Here is a 16,981-nt window from a genome sequence, read left to right as displayed (position 1 = left end):
TGGCGGCGGCGACCGGGCGCGGGCATCTGTCGATCACGCTGCTGATCCTACCTTCCGGCCCCGGCCGCGGGCGCCCGCGGGCAGGATCCGGAGGGAGGGACGCAGCAGGCCAAGGAACAGCAGGGCTTCGCTCACGGCCATGCCCAGGGCGACGCCGGGAACGTTGGCCGCCAGACCGGCCGCCACCATGAGCAGCACGCCGACGACGGCGGAAACCGCGGTCCACAACAGCACCGACTTCTGGCGCTGGGCGGGGATCAGCACGTTCCGGATCAGGGGCGTTGATGAGGAGATGAAGAAAAAGGACACCCCGTAGAACAGGCACGTCAGGGTGTCCGCGCGGACGGCTTCGCCGAACATCACCCCGGAGACCCACGGGCCGAACAGCGTCAGGAATATCCCGCCCGCAAGCCCCAGGACCGCGTGGGCGGCCATGGCCACGAAGTGGCGGCGCCGCGGGTCGGTGGCGTCGTGTTCCAGGGTCCAGCCCTGGAACGTGTTGCCGAGCGCCACGATCGTGAAGAGCCCCAGACGGTAGATGGCGTCCGCCGAGGCGAAACCGGCCGTGGCAGCGGCGGACGGCACCGTCGCGGTGGCGATCGGAACCGGGGACGAGCCGTAGGCGCTTCCCGTGAAGTTGATCCCTGCCGTGCCCGCGGTGGGCACGATCTCCCCCACGACCTTCCGCGGGCTCCGGGGCAGCCAGGTCCGGGGTTCGCCAAACCGGCGGTGGAACGCGACCAATGCCACCAGCGTCGTAAGGACCGAGACCAGCCCGTACGTCCAGACCTGTCCTGTGAGCAGGATGACCGGGGCGCTGAGGATGGCCGCGAAGAAACGGGGGAGCGTGTCGTAGACGGCAAGGATCCGGGGCTGGCCGGTGCCGATGCCGTACCAGGCGGGCGAGAATCCGGTCAGCGCCGTGGCCCAGGCCATGGTGATGGCGTCGAGGCGGAAACCTTCACGGGCCACGAGCGCGACGATCACGCTCATGACGGGCAGGACGATCACCGCGAGCAGGATCCGCGAACGGACGCTCCTGGAATACAGGGCCGCCCGCAGCGGGAAGGCGCCGGCGCGGGCAATCTCGACCGGGCCGGAGATGTTCCAGCTCCAGAGAATGATGGTGGACGCAAAGATGCCAATGGCCTGGCCGGAGGTGATGCTTGACCAGCCGGCGGCCCCCACGACGCGCGAAACGACCGGCAGGAGCAGGAACGGCAGGACCAGCGCCAGCAGCGGCAACAGGGTGAAGCCTGCAAGCCTGAACAGAACGGGTCTCATGCGGTGCGGTCCTCGTGCTGGGGGGCTTGACCTAACGATGATACGCGATTGCCCCGCACCGGCCCCTGGCCCAGGAGTCGCCTAGAGTGGTTCGCATGAACGACGAGAATGGCCCCGGCATACCGAAGATCAGGGCCAGCGTGTGCATGGCCACCTACAAGGGTGCGGCCTTTGTCCGGGAGCAGATAGCGTCCATCCTCGCCGAGCTGGGTCCCGACGACGAGCTCGTCGTGGTCGATGATGCGTCCCCCGACGAGACTGCCGCGATCGTGGAGGGCATCGATGATCCGCGGATCCGCCTCGTCCGCTCGCCTGTCAACCGGGGGTACGTGCGCAGCTTCGAGGAAGCGATCCGGCTGAGCCGCGGGGAGTACGTGTTCCTGTCCGACCAGGACGATGTCTGGATTCCGGGACGGCTGGAGCTGATGCTCGCTGCCTTGTCCGGTTCATTGGTGGTCGCCAGCAATTTCGACATGTTGGGCGGCGGGAGCCGGCCCTGGATTCCGCGGCTGAAGTCCGCGGACTCGCGGCGGCACCTGGCAAACTTGTTCGCCATCCTGATCGGGTACCGGGCGTACTACGGCTGCGGCATGGCCTTCCGCCGGGAGGCTGCCCGCTACTTCACCCCCATTCCCGCTTACGTCCGGGAATCACACGATCTCTGGCTGGCCATCTGCGGCAATGTCGCCGGATCGATAACCCACCTCGACGAGTCGACCATTTACCGCCGGATCCACGAATCGAACCAGACGCCAGCCGGCCTGCGGTCGCTGCCCAAGATCGTCGCGGCCCGCGTAATGCTGGTCCGGCTCATGGTCGAAGCCCTCCGGAGGACCCGCCGGCGCGTCTGAGCCGGCAACGGCCTTTCGGTAAGCTGGCCTCATGCAGAAACTCCTCGTCACCGGCGGCGCCGGATTCATCGGCTCCAATTTCGTCCACTACGTATTGCAGAATACCGACCACCACGTCACGGTCCTCGACAAGCTCACCTACGCGGGCAATGTGGAGTCGCTGGCGGGCCTGCCTGCGGACCGCTTCACACTGGTGCAGGGCGACATCTGCGACGCCGCTGTGGTGGAGCGCCTGGTTGCCGGGTCCGACGTCGTGGTGCATTACGCCCGCCGAATCCCACAACGACAACTCGCTGCACGATCCGCGTCCGTTCCTGGACACCAACATCATCGGGACCTACACCCTGATCGAGGCCGCGCGGAAGCACAACAAGCGCTTCCACCACATCTCCACCGACGAGGTCTACGGCGACCTCGAGCTCGATGACCCGGAGCGGTTCACCGAGAGCACGCCCTACAACCCCTCCAGCCCGTATTCCTCCACCAAGGCGGGCTCGGATCTGCTGGTCCGCGCCTGGGTGCGGTCCTTCGGCCTGCAGGCGACCATCAGCAACTGCTCCAACAACTACGGCCCGTACCAGCATGTGGAGAAGTTCATCCCGCGCCAGATCACCAACGTGATCGACGGCATCCGTCCCAAGCTGTACGGCAAAGGCGAGAACGTCCGCGACTGGATCCACGCCAACGACCACTCGTCCGCTGTCCTGGCGATCATCGCCAAGGGGCGGATCGGGGAGACCTACCTGATCGGCGCCGACGGCGAGAAGAACAACAAGGACGTCGTCGAACTGATCCTCAAGCACATGGGCCAGTCGCCGGACGCGTACGAGCACGTGGTGGACCGGCCCGGCCACGACATGCGGTACGCCATCGACTCCACCAAGCTGCGCGAGGAACTCGGCTGGGAGCCGCAGTTCTCCAACTTCGAGGCCGGCATCGAAGACACCATCGCCTGGTACCGGAACAACGAGGACTGGTGGCGGCCCCAGAAGGCCGCCACGGAAGCGAAGTACAAGGAACAAGGCCAGTAGATTATGTCGATCGAGTTCTCGAAGAAGCTCACAGCGCACGAAACCCCGATCCCCGGCGTCGTCCTCTACGACCTTCCCGTCCACGGTGACAACCGGGGCTGGTTCAAGGAGAACTGGCAGCGGGAAAAGATGGTGGCGCTTGGCCTGCCCGACTTCCGTCCGGTGCAGAACAACATCTCGTTCAACGAATCCGCCGGCACCACCCGCGGCATCCATGCCGAGCCGTGGGACAAGTTCATCTCCGTGGCCACCGGCAGGATTTTCGGCGCCTGGGTGGACCTGCGCGAAGGCCCGACCTTCGGCGCCGTGTTCACCGCCGAGCTGGACCCCAGCCAGGCCATCTTCATTCCCCGCGGGGTGGGGAACGCCTTCCAGACGCTGGAGGACAACACCGCCTACACCTACCTCGTCAACGACCACTGGTCCGCCGACGCCCAGGGCCAGTACACGTTCCTGAACCTCGCCGACGAAACCGCGGCCATCAGCTGGCCGGTGCCGCTGGAGGAGGCCGAACTCTCGGACAAGGACAAGGCGCACCCGCGCCTGGCGGACGTCACGCCGATGCCGCCGAAGAAGGTCCTCGTGGTCGGCGCCAACGGCCAGCTCGGCAAGGCCCTGCGCCGGCAGTACGACGGCGACCCGTCCGTTGAGTTTGCCGGCCGGGACGAGTTTGACCTCGGCAGCGAGGACGCCTTCGCCGGACGGAACTGGAAGAACTACTCCACGATCATCAACGCCGCGGCCTACACCGCGGTGGATGCCGCCGAGTCGGCCGAGGGCCGCACGGCCGCCTGGGCGGTCAACGTCACGGCCGTGGCGCGGCTGGCCCGCACCGCCGTCGAACACGACCTCACCCTGGTGCACGTGTCCTCGGACTATGTCTTCGACGGCACGCGCGCCACGCACGACGAATCGGAGCCGGTGGCGCCGCTGGGCGTCTACGGCCAGACCAAAGCCGCGGGCGACGCCGTCGTCAGCGTGGTGCCCCGGCACTACATTGTGCGCACCAGCTGGGTGATCGGTGAGGGCAACAACTTTGTCCGCACCATGGCCTCGCTGGCCGAGCGCGGCATCGAACCGTCGGTGGTTGACGACCAGATCGGGCGGCTGAGCTTCACCGAAGACATCGCCGCCGGCATCCGGCACCTGCTGGAATCGGGCGCCGAGTACGGCGTCTACAACCTCAGCAACGACGGCGAGCAGCAGTCCTGGGCGGACATCGCCGCGGACGTCTACGAACTCTCCGGCAAACCGCGGGAGGCCGTGACCGGTGTGAGCACCGAGGAGTACTTCAAGGGCAAGGCCGTCTCGCCGCGGCCGCTGAACAGCGCCCTCACGCTGGACAAGATCAAGGCGACCGGGTTCACCGTTCCCTCCGCAGCTGAGCGGCTGAGCGACTACCTCGGTTCCTGATCTAACGGTCCTTAAGGGCAGCCCCAGGCACCACAACGCAGACCGGCCCCCGCATGTGCGGGGGCCGGTCTGCGTTATGCGGCGTCAGTCAGGTGGGGCTAATAGGTGAGGTTTTGGCACCCCAGCAGGGAGTTGTTCAGGCTCAGCATCGAGACCGCGACGCCGTAGGCGCACACCCGGTACTGGCCGCGCTGGGTGATGGGGACCGATGACGTGAAGCCGTGATTTCCGACCGTGTCGAGGGCCCGGTTGACGTCCGGGCGCTTCTGGTCGGCCATGAAGGCGTACCCCTTCCGGACGCCGTCAGGCGAGGTCACGTAGACGTGGTCCGGGATCGATGAGGCCGGGAAGGACGGATCCAAGGTCCAGCCGGAGGCCCTGATGGAGGCTTTGCCGCTGGCGACCTGGATCGAGGCCGCATCCAGGTAACCCATGGTGGCCGGGGTTGGGCTTGCGCTGATGGACTTGCAGCCCAGCAGGGTATTGCCGGCCGTGACCGGGGCGATGCCGATGGCGTAGGCGCACACGGTGTACTTCCCGGCACGGGTCAGCGGGACCGAGACCTGGAAACCGTGGTCACCGACCGTCTGCAGCGCGGCATTGACGTCCGGGCGCGGGCGGTTCGCGGTGAAGGCGTAGCCGGGATTGGTTCCGTTGGGCGACTGGACGTAGACGTGCACGGGCACGCTCTTCCCTGGCTGCACCGGATCCAGTGCCCATCCGCTCACCTGGAAGTTCGCGGCGTTGGGCGCCTGGGTGAGGGACACCGAATCGTAGGAGCCGAAGGGTGCGGGGTTGGCCTGGACATTTGTGGTCTTGCAGGACAGCAGCACGTTGGCGTTCCGGCCGATCCCGTAGACGCACGCACGGTACGATCCCGGAACGGTGGCTTTGACCTGGTAGTCGAAGCCGTGGGCCAGCCCCAGGCCGGTCGCGTCCGCGACATCCTTCCGGGCGACGTTGGCCGTCATCCGGTACCCGGTGGTTTTCCCGGCCGGGTCGGTGACGTAGGCGTCGGCATAGCTGGAGGCCGAGGGGTTGGCGAGGTCGGCCGCCCAGCCTTTGAGCTGCAGCGTGACCTTGTCGGCCGTGCGGACCTGGCCGAAGCTGTCGAAGGACCCCGTCGGTGCCTCCACGCCGGTGGCCCGGAGTGACTTGCAGTCCAGGAGTGTGTTGCCGAAGGAACCGATGGCGTAGGCGCAGACCTTGTAGGTACCCGAAGCTGTGATCCGGACCGTGCCGTCGAAGCCGTGCAACGGACCGTAACCGAGTGCCTGGTCAACGTCCGGCCGGGGCTGGTTGGCCTGCCAGGCGTAGCCCTTGGTGGTCCCGGACGGATCAGTGACGTAAATGTGGGTCTGGATCGAGGACGACGTCTTGGCCAGGTCTGCCGACCAGCCCCGGGCGCGCAGGGAGACCGCGGCGCCGTCGCGCGTCACGGAGAGGTCGTCGAAGGACCCGGTGGGCAGCGGCGTCCCGGCGAAGCGCTGGAGTGAGGCATAGTCGCCATTCCAGATATTGGAGTCGCCCACGAACGGCCCGGTGCTGCTGTATTGCCACATGCTGAAAACGCTCCAGCTGGAGGGGACGGGCCCGGCGTTGTCCGTGGCGGAGAGCGGGTAGGACGCGACCCACAGCGGGTAGTCGCCGAAGCCCGGCGCGTTGGCCGTGCACTGGTTCCACCACGACGTGTTGGTGTAGATGACGGGAAGGCGGCCGGTGAGGGCCCGCATGGTGTTCCCGAAGTCGCGCACCCAGGACGTCAGCTGCGAGGGGGACATGCCGTAGCAGGTGTTGCCGAAGTAGAAGCCGTTGATGGTGCGGCCGGCGTAGGGGTTGAATTCGAAGTCGAGGACCGGGGGCATGGTCCGGCCGTCGGCACTCCAGCCGCCGCCGTTCTGGACGAAGAAGCGTGCCTGGTCCGCTCCCGAGGACCAGTTCGGGATCGCGAAGTGGTAGGCGCCCCGGATCATGCCGACGCTGCGGGCGCCGCCGTACTGGGCGGCGAAGGAATCGTTGGTGAAGTAGTTGCCTTCGCTGGCTTTGACGTAGGCAAAGCGGGCGCCCATGTTCCACTGGCTCTGCCAGTTGACGCTGGTCTGGTGGCCGCTGACGTCCAGGCCTTTGACCCCGTACGACGGCGACCACGTGCCCTGCGTGGTGAGCGATTCAATGCCGGCGGACTGGGTGGTCGCCTTCAGCAGAGGCGATGGAGCGCTGACCCGGGCGGAGCGCTGGCCCATCTCGGCACCACCGGGGCCGACCGCCGCGGCCATGGCCGCCCGGTCCTTGACGCCGCCCGGCGCCGCCGCGGCCTGTGCCGCTGCCTGCGTTGCGGTCGGTGACGGTGAGGGGGCCGGTGCCGGGGCGGTCGTGGCGGCCGGGCGGGCCGTTGCGGACGGCGCCGGAACGGTGCTCGTGACCGTCGGCGTCGGGGTGGCAGCCGGCGTGGCGGACGCGGTGGCAGATGCCGAGGGCGTGGCCGGCGGCTCGACGGCGGTTGCAGGCGCCGGAACACCGGTGATGGCCAGCAGGGTGGCGGCGAGGAGAATGGCCCCGGGCCGGCGGCATCGGTGGCTGGTGGGGGGATGTGGGGTGCGCTTCATGTTCCGCTCCGGGGCAATGGCACGCTGTGGGAGCCGCGCCACACGGTCTCGCGCCCGAGGGGCTACGAGGAGAGCTGGCCGGGCTGAGAGAATGTCTGACTTAACGCGCTCACCCTAACACCGGCCGACATCCGAGACCAGTGATTCAAGTGTTGCCAAAGTGAAAGTTGTCATGTTGAAACCTGCCGGTTATCCACATGGGCGCCCGGCACCCCTTGTCGGGCCGGTGGCCCGCCCCTAGTTTTAACCCCATCGCCCCGGCACAGGGGCGGCAGTCATATGGGGGTCCGCGTGGAGGCTGTACGCATTGTTGAGGACGAGGTCCGTGAACTGATCCGCCGGCGGGGCCTTGACCCCCTGCGGGAGTCCGGGGAGGTCCGGCGCCTGGTCGAGGCGGCGGTCAGCGACTATGACGAACGGGCCCTCCTGGCGCCGCTGCCCCCGCTGGGCCCGTTGGAGTCGGCCCGAAGATTTGTCTTCGACGCTGTGGCGGGCTTCGGCGCGCTCCAGCCACTCCTGGACGACCCGGGCATCGAGGAAATCTGGCTCAACGCGCCGAATGAAATCTATGTGGCGCGCAATGGCGAATCGGAGCTGACCTCTGTTTCGCTGACGGACCAGCAGGTCCGGGACCTTGTGGAACGGATGCTGAAGAGCTCGGGCCGGCGCCTGGACATGTCCTCCCCGTTCGTGGATGCGGCGCTCCCGGACGGCTCCAGGCTGCACGTCGTGATCCCGGACGTCACCCGGCGTCACTGGGCCATCAATATCCGAAAGTTCGTGGTCAAAGCCAGCCGGCTCGAGCACCTGGTGGAGCTGGGAACGCTGACCCCGCAGGCGGCCAGGTTCCTCGGTGCGGCTGTCGCCAGCGGCCTCAACATCCTGGTCTCGGGCGCCACCCAGGCGGGCAAAACCACCATGCTCAATTGCCTCGCCGCCAGCATCGGCACCCGCGAACGGGTTATAACGGTGGAGGAAATCTTTGAGCTGCAGTTGCCGCTCCGCGACGTCGTCGGTCTTCAGTGCCGTCAGCCGAACCTGGAGGGGCAGGGCGAGATTCCGCTGCGCCGCCTGGTCAAGGAGGCCCTGCGCATGCGGCCGGACCGGCTGGTGGTCGGGGAGGTCCGGGAGGCCGAGAGCCTGGACATGCTCATCGCTTTGAATTCCGGGCTTCCCGGGATGTGCACCGTACATGCGAACTCCGCCCACGACGCCGTGACAAAAATCTGTACCTTACCATTGCTCGCCGGCGACAACATCTCGAGTGCGTTCGTAGTTCCCACTGTCGCGTCCTGCATCGACCTGGTGGTCCATTGCAGCAGGCACGCCAGCGGGCGCCGGCAGGTCACCGAGATCCTGTCCCTGGGCCGGCGGGTGGAAAACGGGATCATCGAGTCTTCCATGGTGTTCACGATGTCGGACGGGCAGCTTCTGCCCAAGGCCAACTCCATGCCCGCCGCGGAAAAGTTTGCCCGATCCGGGTACGACGTCGCGGCGCTGCTGGAGCAGCGGTGATGGCGCCGCTGGTGGGCATGCTGGGCGGCGCCGGCCTCCTGCTGATCTGGTGGTCTGCGTGGGAGAAGCCTGAGAGCGTGCCGCGCAAGCCCCGGACCAGCCGGCTGGAGGACCTCCTGCGGTCGGCGGGCATCGAAAAGGTCAGCGCGGCAGGGCTGCTCGCCTCGTGCCTTGGGCTCGGGGCATTCACAACGCTCGCGTTCTTCGCAGTCACCGGGTCCTGGCCGATCTCGGGATGCTTTGGCCTGTTTGGCGGCTGGCTGCCGATGGCGATGGTCCGGTGGCGTGCCAGAAAGCGCACGGCTGTCCTCCGCCAGCTCTGGCCCGACGTCGTTGATCATTTGCGCTCAGCCATCAGGGCCGGCCTGTCACTGCCGGAGGCCCTTATCCAGCTGGGCGACAAGGGCCCCGTGGAGCTTCGTCACGTGTTTGTGGACTTTGGCTCCGACTACCGGTCGGGAGGCCAATTCGATCCCTCACTCACCCGGCTCAAGGACCGTCTGGCCGATCCCGTGGCGGACCGGATCGTCGAGGCCCTCCGGCTCACCCGGGAGGTGGGCGGCTCGGACCTCGGGAGGCTGCTGGGCACCCTCGCGGAGTTCCTGCGGGAGAGTGCCAGGACCCGGAGTGAACTGGAGGCAAGGCAGTCCTGGACCGTCAACGCCGCACGCCTCGCGGTCGCTGCGCCCTGGATTGTCCTGGTGTTGCTGGCCAGCCGTCCTGAGGCAGTGATGGCGTACAACACCCCGGTCGGCGCTGCCGTCCTTTTGGGCGGCCTTGCCGTCTCCCTGCTGTCCTACGCCCTCATGCTGCGCATCGGGGCGCTGCCGGAAGAACAACGGGTCCTCCGATGACCGGACTGATGGCCGGCGCCACGGTGTGCGGGGCCGTGCTCGGGGCCGGACTCTGGCTGTTCCTCGTCCGGCTGCCCTTCATGCGCCCAACGACGTTCGTGGAACGTATCGAACCGCAACTGCGAACCCATAACCTGGAATCCCGGCTTCTGCGCACCGCCCCGCGGAATGTCACGCCGTTTGGGCCGCTGGAACGAATCCTCCGCCCGGCGATCCGGGACGGTGCCAGGTCCCTGGGCGGGATCAACCTTGGCGCAACAGCATTGAACCGCAGGCTTGCCCGCGCCGGCAGCGCCAAAACAGCCGTGGACTTCCGGGCTGAACAGCTCCTCTGGGCGGCGGGCGGCTTCGTCCTGGCGATAGGAGTTGTGGCGCTCGCCGGCTCGGTCGGCCGCTTCAGCCCGTTCGTCGCCGTCGTCGCCGTCGTGGGAAGCGCCGTCGGCGGATTCCTGCTCCGGGACTACCTGTTGGGCGCGCACATCAAGAAACGGGAGACGCGGATGATGGCGGAGTTTCCGAGCATCGCCGAACTCATGGCCCTGGCCGTCAGCGCCGGCGAAAGTGCCACCGGCGCCCTGGACAGGGTCTGCCGCAGCGCACGGGGTGAGCTCTCGCAGGAATTCGGCCGTGTCCTCGCCGAGACCCGGTCCGGCAAGCCCCTCGTGGAAGCCCTCCACGAGTTCTCGTCCAGAACCGATCAAGGGCCGCTGCTCCGTTTCGTGGACGGGATGATCGTGGCCGTCGAACGTGGAACACCCCTCGCCGACGTCCTCCGGGCGCAGGCACAGGATGTCCGGGACACAGCCAAGAGGGAGCTCATGGAATCCGCCGGCAAGAAGGAAATCGGCATGATGGTGCCGCTTGTCTTTGGCGTCCTTCCGCTTACGGTCATCTTCGCCGTCTTCCCCGGTCTGGCCGCCATCAGTCTCGGACTCTAGGCGCCTGGCGCACGACGACGACCAACAGCCGGCGGCGGCCCACCCGGCCGGCACGGGCAGGACTCAAGAAAAGTCATACGAGGAGGGAACAGGATACGAAGAACGCCCTGCAGCTCGCCGGCCAGCCTGGCGTGCAGCACGATCCGTCGGCGACACACCACGACCCGTCAGATCCAAAAACAGGACTCCAAGAAAAACAGAAAAACCAAAAAACCAAAACCAGGAAAGAGGACACGGTGAAGAACTTCGGAACCCGGGCGGCATTGGCGGCCTGCGCGCTCAGCATGTTGACCTGGTGGTCTGCTCCGTCGCGACCGCGGGCGGGGGACCATCCTGACGCGGGAGTCGCCAATCCCCAGCGCGGCGACGTCCCCGGCTGGGTCATGATCACCCTCATGTCGGCTGTCCTCGTGGCCGCCTTGCTCGCCCTCGCCGGGCCCGCGCTCGAGGGACTCTTCAACCAGGCCATGGACAAGGTCGGACAGTAGGCAATGGCAGCCCAGGGCAGGGGGACCGGGCGCCACGGCAATAGCCGGCAGCACCGCAAGGATGTTCAGCGAGGCGCCGCCGTGGTGGACTTCGTGCTGATCGGTGCCATGCTCACCTTGCTCTTCCTCGCGATCGTCCAGCTCACCCTGGTACTTCACGTCCGGAATACGCTCATCGACGCCGCCGCCTCGGGCGCCAGATACGGCACGCTGGCCGACCGCGACGACGGGGACGCCAGGGACCGGACGGTCCAGCTGATCACCGCGGCGCTCAACCCGGATTTCGCCCGGGACGTGGCCACGAGCGAATCGACGTTCCAGGGCATCCGCACACTGGAGGTGACCGTCCGGGCACCCCTGCCGGTCATCGGCTTCATCGGTCCCCGGGCGCTCTTGGAGGTGAAGGGCCATGCGGCCATCCAGCGTTGAATGGCCGGAGCCCGGCACCTCGGCGGACGAGGGGAGCGCCGTGGTCGAGTTCGTCTTCCTGTCCGCGCTGCTGATGGTGCCGCTGGTGTACTTCATCATCACCGTGGCTCAGATCCAGGGCGGGTCGTTCGCGGTGGTCGGCGCTGCTGACCAGGCCGCCAAGGTCTACGTCGCCCAGCCGGACGCCGGGAGCGGACGGGCCGCCGCCGAGCAAGCCGTGCTGCTGGCGCTCGCCGACTACGGCCAACCGGCGGAAAACGCCAGCGTCGACACCCGCTGCGAGCCCGCCGACTGCCTGGCTCCCGGCTCGGCGGTGACGGTCACCGTCCACCTCTCAGTGCCCCTGCCGTTTGTGCCGTTCAGCGACGCACTGCATCTGAACGCGAGCCGGCTCAGCGCGTCGGCAACCCAGCTGGTGGGCAGGTTCCGGTGAGAGTCCGGCCCCGGGCCCGCCGGCAGGAGGGGCAGGTGCTGGTGCTGAGCATCGGCTTCATGCTGATTGCCCTGCTGGTCGCCACCGTCGTGATGGCGGCCTCCAGCGTCTACCTCGAGCACAAGAAGCTGCTCTCCGTCGCGGACGGCGCCTCGGTGGCCGCTGCGGACAGTTTCACGCTCGGCCAGCTGGGCAACGCCGGCGGTACACCGTCCGCCGTCCTCAGCGGGGCGAGGGTTCGCAGCACCGCCGTCGACTATCTGGGCCGCAACGGCGCGTTCGACCGCTTCAGCGCCCTAAGCGTGGCGCCGTCCACCGGCAGCCCGGACGGTGCCACCGCCGTCGTGGTGCTGAGCGCAGCTGTCCATCCGCCGGTGGTGAACTTCCTGGTGCCGGACGGCATCCGGATCGAGGCGACGTCGACAGCGCGCTCCCGCCTCAGCCGCTGAGCTGCTGGCCCACCACTCCGGTTGCCCTATCAGTAGATGCTGCCAACCAGGCCTTCAGGCAACCCAAAGTGACAGGTCAACCGGGCGGGTCAGAGGGCTAGGACACATAGCGTAGGCTTAAAAAACCATGGCAAACATTGATTTTCCCGCTGAAATCCGCGCGCTGCGGGCCACCTATGCGTCCATCGAGAACGTCTCGAACGTCGAGGCGCTCAAGGAAGACATCGCCGAGCTCAGCGAGCGGGCCGGTGAACCCAATCTGTGGGACGACCCCGCCGCCGCCCAGGTCATCACCTCGAAGCTCTCGCACAAGCAGACCGAGCTCGAACGGCTCAACAAGCTCGTGGCCAGGATCGACGACCTCGAGGTCCTCGTGGAACTCGGCCAGGACGAAGACGACGCCGACTCCATGGGCGAGGCCGCCGCGGAACTCGAATCGGTCCGCAAGGCGCTCGCCGACCTCGAAGTCGTCACCCTGCTCTCCGGCGAATTCGACGAACGCGAAGCCGTGGTAACCATCCGCGCCGGCGCCGGTGGCGTGGACGCGGCGGACTTCGCCGAAATGCTGCTGCGCATGTACCTGCGCTGGGCCGAACGCCACGGCTACCCGACCACCATCATGGACACCTCCTACGCCGAAGAAGCCGGGCTGAAGTCCGCCACGTTCGAGGTCAAGGCGCCGTACGCCTTCGGCACGCTCAGCGTCGAGGCCGGCACCCACCGCCTGGTCCGGATCAGCCCGTTCGACAACCAGGGCCGCCGCCAGACCTCCTTCGCGGCGGTGGAAGTGATTCCGCTGATCGAGCAGACGGACTCCATCGACATCCCGGACAACGAGATCCGCGTGGACGTCTTCCGCTCCTCCGGCCCCGGCGGCCAGTCGGTCAACACCACCGACTCCGCGGTGCGCCTGACCCACATCCCCACCGGCACCGTGGTGTCCATGCAGAACGAGAAATCGCAGCTGCAGAACCGCGCCGCCGCCCTGCGGGTGCTGCAGTCGCGCCTGCTGCTGCTGAAGAAGGAACAGGAGGACGCCGAGAAGAAGGCGTTCGCCGGCGACGTCAAGGCCTCCTGGGGCGACCAGATGCGTTCCTACGTCCTGAACCCGTACCAGATGGTCAAGGACCTCCGCACCGAGCACGAGGTCGGCAACACGTCGGCCGTGTTCGACGGCGAAATCGACGACTTCATCGACGCCGGGATCCGCTGGCGGACGGACAACCGCAACGCCGAGAAATAGGCCTGCCGCATCGACTGAGCGCCCGGCTGGGAGCCTCCGCTGGGAGGTCCCTGACAATCGCGCGACACACCCCGCCGTTCCGGCCGATCCGCCGTTACCCGTGCGTATAGTCGAGGGGCCGGAGCTCTACTTCCCCCAAACGAAAGCCCTTGCGCCGGCAGCAGAACCGGGCCCCCGCGGCCTCGTCCTGCAGGGTACTAAGGGCCATGATCCGTTTCGAAAATGTCACCAAGGTCTATGACCAGAAGGCGCGGCCGGCGCTGGATTCGATCAACCTTGAGATCGACCGTGGCGAATTCGCCTTCCTCGTCGGAGCTTCCGGCTCCGGCAAATCGACCTTCCTGCGCCTGGTCCTCAAAGAGGACCGCGCCTCCTCCGGCGCCGTCTACGTCGCCGGCCAGAACGTCGCCAACATCTCCAGCTGGCGGGTACCGCGCCTGCGCCGCGGAATCGGCGTCGTCTTCCAGGACTTCCGCCTGCTGCCGCAAAAGACCGTCTTCGCCAACGTCGCCTTCGCCATGCAGGTCATCGGCAAGAGCCGCAGCGTCATCCGCGACACCGTCCCCGAGGTCCTGAAGACCGTCGGCCTGGAAGGCAAGGAAAACCGCCTCCCGCACGAGCTCTCCGGCGGCGAGCAGCAGCGCGTGGCGATCGCCCGCGCCGTCGTGAACCGCCCCGGCATCCTGCTGGCCGACGAGCCGACCGGAAACCTGGACCCCACCACCTCGATGGGCATCATGGGCGTGCTGGACAAGATCAACCAGAACGGCACCACCGTGGTGATGGCCACGCACGACGACGACATCGTCAACGAAATGCGCAAACGGGTGGTGGAACTGAAGAACGGGGTCGTGATCCGCGACGAGGCCAAGGCCCTCTACACCTCCATGATTCCCGTCGTGGGCCAGTCGCGGCGCCTGCGCGACGCCAGCGGACGGGACGAACAGCCGCAAGTTCTCCCGCCCCGGGCCGGGTCACGCGCCGAAGCCCGCGCCGAACTCCGCACCGCAGGGGAGGGCCAGGCGTGAGGCTTGCATTCGTCCTGGGCGAGATCGGCAGCGGCCTGCGCCGCAACCTGTCCATGGTGATCTCCGTGATCCTGGTGACCTTCGTGTCGCTGACCTTCGTCGGCGCCGCCGGCATGCTGCAGCTGCAGATCAACCAGATGAAGGGCTACTGGTACGACAAAGTCCAGGTGGCCATTTTCCTCTGCAGTGACGGTTCGACGGCGCCCGGCTGCGCCACCGGGCCCGCGACGCCGGAGCAGGAGGACAACCTGCGCACGCTGCTGCAGTCTCCCGCGGTGGCGCAGTACGTCAACGACTTCCAGTACGAGTCCAAGGACGACGCCTACAAGCACTTCAAGGAACAGTTCTCCAATTCCCCGATCGTGGACTCCGTGACCCCGGACCAGCTGCCGGCGTCCTTCCGGATTAACATGAAGGACCCGGAAAAGTACGAGATCATTTCCGAGACCTTCTCCTCCCAGGCCGGCGTGGAGACCGTGATCGACCAGCGGCAGCTGCTGGAGCGGCTGTTCTCGGCCATGAACGCGGCGTCGCTGGTGGCCGTGAGCATCGCCGGCGTCATGATCATTTGCGCCATCCTGCTGATCGCGACCACCATCCGGCTCTCCGCGTTCAGCCGCCGCCGGGAAACAGGCATCATGCGCCTGGTGGGCGCCTCCAAGATGGTCATCCAGCTGCCGTTCATCCTCGAAGGCGTCATCGCCGCGGTGATCGGTGCGGCCCTGGCCTCCGGCACCCTGTGGGCCGTGGCCCACTTCTTCCTCGAAGGCGTGATGTCCAAGCAGTATCCGGACACCGCGTTCATCTCGCCCGGGCAGACGCTGATCCTGGTGCCTGCCCTGATCGGCCTGGGCGTCGTCCTGGCCGGAATTTCCTCCCTGCTGACCCTCCGCCGGTACTTGCGGGTCTAGCTTTGCGCAACGAAAAGGGAATGCTTATGACACCGATGGCCCGCCGCCCCCTCCGGCAGTCCCTCCGGCACCGCCTGGTGGGGCGCCGGAGCCGGATGATCGGCGCCACCCTGGCGCTGGTCCTGGCCGGGACCATGGGGGCCTCGAGCCCGGCGGCATTCGCCGACGACCTCGAGGACCAGCAGGCCGCGCTGCGCGAGGAGGCCGCACGGGTCCAGCACTCCCTCGAATTCGTGGACGGCCGGATCGCCCAGGCCGCGGCAGACCTGGTCCTGTACCAGGGCCAGCTCCCCGGCGCCCAGCAGGCCCTCACGGACGCCCAGGGCCGCGTGGCCGGCGCGGTCCAGGAAGTGCAGGCCCTCGCGGCCCGCGTGGACCTGGCACAGCAGAACAAGGCAAAAATCACGCAGCAGCTGGAAACGGACAAGCAGAAGATCGCGGACACCCGGAAACTGATCGGACAGATCGCCACGCAGGCCTACAAGTCCGGCGGCGTCCCGTCCAATCTGTCCCTGTTCTTCGGATCGAACCAGGGCAGCAGCCTCACGGACACCATCGACCTCGCGGACCAGGCCCTGCGGAGCCAGAACTCCGCGATGGACAAGCTCACCCAGCAGAGCGCCACCAACGTCAACGCGCAGGCCCGGCTGGCCGCCGTCGAGGCTGAAATCACCGACCTCAAGGCCAAAGCCGACGCCGCGCTGGCCCGGGAAAAGGCCGCCCGGGACGAGGCCGCAGCCAAGAAGGCCGCCGTGGACAAGCTGATCGCCGACACCACCCGGCTCGACGCCCAGCTCCAGGCCGCCAAGCCCGGCATCCAGAGCCAGCTCGCCCAGGTCAAGGCGCAGCAGGACGCCGTGGCCGCCGAAATCGCCGAACGCGACCGGAAGCTGCGGGAGGCCTGGTTGGCCGAGCAGCGGCGCATTGCCGAGGCCGCGGCGGCCGCCGCCCGGGCCCAGGGCCAGGCCGTCCAGCCGTATGTCCCGCCGGCCCAGGGCTCACCGTCGGCCTTCGGGCTGCAGCACCCGTTCCCCGGCAATATTCCGATCACCTCCGGGTTCGGCTGGCGTGCGACGCCGCCGGGCACCATCGACTTCTACGGCCAGGGCGGCTACATGCACACCGGGATCGACTTCGGCGCCGCCTGCGGCACCCCGGTCTACGCCGCGGCCGCCGGCACCGTCTTCTCGGCCGGCTGGGCCAACGACGGCGGCGGCAACAACGTGAAGATCTCCCACGGGGTGGTCCAAGGCAACTCGCTGACCACGATTTACTACCACAACACCTCCGTGGCGGTCTCGGTCGGCCAGCACGTCAACCGGGGGCAGCTGATCGCCTATTCAGGCACCACCGGCAACTCCACCGGCTGCCACTCGCACTTCGAGACCTGGCTCAACGGACGGGCCGTGGACCCGATGAACCTGCTGTAGTCCGCACGGGCCATCCGGCGGGCCATCCGCTGAGGCGGGCGCCCTGCCGTAAACTGGAAAGACTCCGCACCACTTGGC

The 16,981-nt window shown here is 67.5% G+C and carries 15 protein-coding genes and 1 pseudogene; 14 read left to right on the top strand and 2 right to left on the bottom strand.

Annotation, left to right across the window (positions count from 1 at the left end):
- Positions 1 to 33 precede the first annotated feature (33 nt).
- Positions 34 to 1,284, bottom strand: a complete 1,251-nt coding sequence (locus ABH915_RS16095; protein WP_370123125.1) for a polysaccharide biosynthesis protein — start codon at positions 1,282 to 1,284, stop codon at positions 34 to 36.
- Between the two features lie 95 nt (positions 1,285 to 1,379).
- On the opposite strand from ABH915_RS16095, the gene ABH915_RS16090 reads away from it, so the two are divergent.
- The 3 genes and pseudogenes from ABH915_RS16090 to ABH915_RS16080 all read left to right on the top strand — a co-directional run bounded on the left by ABH915_RS16090 (position 1,380) and on the right by ABH915_RS16080 (position 4,579).
- Complete coding sequence (locus tag ABH915_RS16090) at positions 1,380 to 2,135, top strand: glycosyltransferase family 2 protein (RefSeq protein WP_370123122.1); 756 nt, start codon at positions 1,380 to 1,382, stop codon at positions 2,133 to 2,135.
- Between the two features lie 31 nt (positions 2,136 to 2,166).
- Positions 2,167 to 3,166 (top strand): annotated as a pseudogene (rfbB, locus tag ABH915_RS16085) (dTDP-glucose 4,6-dehydratase).
- Positions 3,167 to 3,169: 3 nt separating this feature from the next.
- Entirely contained in the window at positions 3,170 to 4,579 is a 1,410-nt protein-coding gene (locus ABH915_RS16080) for a sugar nucleotide-binding protein (protein WP_370123119.1), read from the top strand.
- A 98-nt stretch (positions 4,580 to 4,677) separates the two neighbouring features.
- On the opposite strand, the gene ABH915_RS16075 is transcribed toward ABH915_RS16080, so the two are convergent.
- Positions 4,678 to 7,185 carry a lysozyme gene (locus tag ABH915_RS16075; protein WP_370123116.1) on the bottom strand — a complete coding sequence of 836 codons (2,508 nt, stop codon included), beginning with the start codon at positions 7,183 to 7,185 and terminating at the stop codon, positions 4,678 to 4,680.
- A 291-nt stretch (positions 7,186 to 7,476) separates the two neighbouring features.
- On the opposite strand from ABH915_RS16075, the gene ABH915_RS16070 reads away from it, so the two are divergent.
- The 11 genes from ABH915_RS16070 (at position 7,477) to ABH915_RS16020 (ending at position 16,903) form a co-directional block, all read left to right on the top strand.
- On the top strand, positions 7,477 to 8,700 hold the full coding sequence (locus ABH915_RS16070) for a CpaF family protein (RefSeq protein ID WP_026266742.1): 1,224 nt from the start codon (positions 7,477 to 7,479) through the stop codon (positions 8,698 to 8,700).
- Positions 8,700 to 9,554, top strand: coding sequence for a type II secretion system F family protein (locus tag ABH915_RS16065; protein ID WP_018775237.1), 855 nt, complete (start codon positions 8,700 to 8,702; stop codon positions 9,552 to 9,554). Before ABH915_RS16070 ends, ABH915_RS16065 begins: the two co-directional genes overlap by 1 nt.
- A complete protein-coding gene (locus ABH915_RS16060) occupies positions 9,551 to 10,492 on the top strand; it encodes a type II secretion system F family protein (protein WP_370123113.1) in 942 nt (313 codons plus the stop codon). The genes ABH915_RS16065 and ABH915_RS16060 overlap by 4 nt, the downstream gene beginning before the upstream one ends.
- Positions 10,493 to 10,728: 236 nt before the next feature.
- Complete coding sequence (locus ABH915_RS16055; RefSeq protein WP_370123111.1) at positions 10,729 to 10,980, top strand: hypothetical protein; 252 nt, start codon at positions 10,729 to 10,731, stop codon at positions 10,978 to 10,980.
- A 3-nt stretch (positions 10,981 to 10,983) separates the two neighbouring features.
- Positions 10,984 to 11,409, top strand: a complete 426-nt coding sequence (locus tag ABH915_RS16050; protein ID WP_370123108.1) for a TadE family protein — start codon at positions 10,984 to 10,986, stop codon at positions 11,407 to 11,409.
- Positions 11,390 to 11,842, top strand: coding sequence for a hypothetical protein (locus ABH915_RS16045; RefSeq protein ID WP_370123105.1), 453 nt, complete (start codon positions 11,390 to 11,392; stop codon positions 11,840 to 11,842). The genes ABH915_RS16050 and ABH915_RS16045 overlap by 20 nt, the downstream gene beginning before the upstream one ends.
- A 35-nt stretch (positions 11,843 to 11,877) precedes the next feature.
- The gene (locus ABH915_RS16040; protein WP_370123102.1) at positions 11,878 to 12,291 is read left to right on the top strand and encodes a pilus assembly protein TadG-related protein; all 414 of its coding nucleotides are present in this window, start codon (positions 11,878 to 11,880) and stop codon (positions 12,289 to 12,291) included.
- 127 nt (positions 12,292 to 12,418) lie between these two features.
- A complete protein-coding gene (gene prfB / locus ABH915_RS16035; RefSeq protein WP_018775243.1) occupies positions 12,419 to 13,534 on the top strand; it encodes a peptide chain release factor 2 in 1,116 nt (371 codons plus the stop codon).
- Positions 13,535 to 13,740: 206 nt separating this feature from the next.
- Positions 13,741 to 14,562 (top strand): cell division ATP-binding protein FtsE, encoded by an 822-nt coding sequence (gene ftsE / locus ABH915_RS16030; protein ID WP_370123098.1) that lies wholly within the window; start codon positions 13,741 to 13,743, stop codon positions 14,560 to 14,562.
- Entirely contained in the window at positions 14,559 to 15,473 is a 915-nt protein-coding gene (gene ftsX, locus ABH915_RS16025; protein ID WP_018775246.1) for a permease-like cell division protein FtsX, read from the top strand. Before ftsE ends, ftsX begins: the two co-directional genes overlap by 4 nt.
- Positions 15,474 to 15,499: 26 nt before the next feature.
- Positions 15,500 to 16,903 carry a peptidoglycan DD-metalloendopeptidase family protein gene (locus ABH915_RS16020; protein WP_370125024.1) on the top strand — a complete coding sequence of 468 codons (1,404 nt, stop codon included), beginning with the start codon at positions 15,500 to 15,502 and terminating at the stop codon, positions 16,901 to 16,903.
- Positions 16,904 to 16,981: the final 78 nt, after the last annotated feature.

The organism is Arthrobacter sp. MW3 TE3886 (assembly GCF_041262145.1).
Lineage (GTDB): Bacteria > Actinomycetota > Actinomycetes > Actinomycetales > Micrococcaceae > Arthrobacter.
The sequence above is the reverse complement of the archived record's forward strand: the minus strand, read 5'-3'. Positions and strand labels throughout refer to the sequence as shown.

Excerpts from the sequence above, each read along its gene's own strand:
- ABH915_RS16095 (WP_370123125.1), bottom strand. The coding sequence starts at position 1,284 with ATGAGACCCGTTCTGTTCAGGCTTGCAGGCTTCACCCTGTTGCCGCTG.
- ABH915_RS16090 (WP_370123122.1), top strand. The coding sequence starts at position 1,380 with ATGAACGACGAGAATGGCCCCGGCATACCGAAGATCAGGGCCAGCGTG.
- ABH915_RS16080 (WP_370123119.1), top strand. The coding sequence starts at position 3,170 with ATGTCGATCGAGTTCTCGAAGAAGCTCACAGCGCACGAAACCCCGATC.
- ABH915_RS16075 (WP_370123116.1), bottom strand. The coding sequence starts at position 7,185 with ATGAAGCGCACCCCACATCCCCCCACCAGCCACCGATGCCGCCGGCCC.
- ABH915_RS16065 (WP_018775237.1), top strand. The coding sequence starts at position 8,700 with ATGGCGCCGCTGGTGGGCATGCTGGGCGGCGCCGGCCTCCTGCTGATC.
- ABH915_RS16060 (WP_370123113.1), top strand. The coding sequence starts at position 9,551 with ATGACCGGACTGATGGCCGGCGCCACGGTGTGCGGGGCCGTGCTCGGG.
- ABH915_RS16050 (WP_370123108.1), top strand. The coding sequence starts at position 10,984 with ATGGCAGCCCAGGGCAGGGGGACCGGGCGCCACGGCAATAGCCGGCAG.
- ABH915_RS16045 (WP_370123105.1), top strand. The coding sequence starts at position 11,390 with ATGCGGCCATCCAGCGTTGAATGGCCGGAGCCCGGCACCTCGGCGGAC.
- prfB (WP_018775243.1), top strand. The coding sequence starts at position 12,419 with ATGGCAAACATTGATTTTCCCGCTGAAATCCGCGCGCTGCGGGCCACC.
- ftsE (WP_370123098.1), top strand. The coding sequence starts at position 13,741 with ATGATCCGTTTCGAAAATGTCACCAAGGTCTATGACCAGAAGGCGCGG.
- ABH915_RS16020 (WP_370125024.1), top strand. The coding sequence starts at position 15,500 with ATGACACCGATGGCCCGCCGCCCCCTCCGGCAGTCCCTCCGGCACCGC.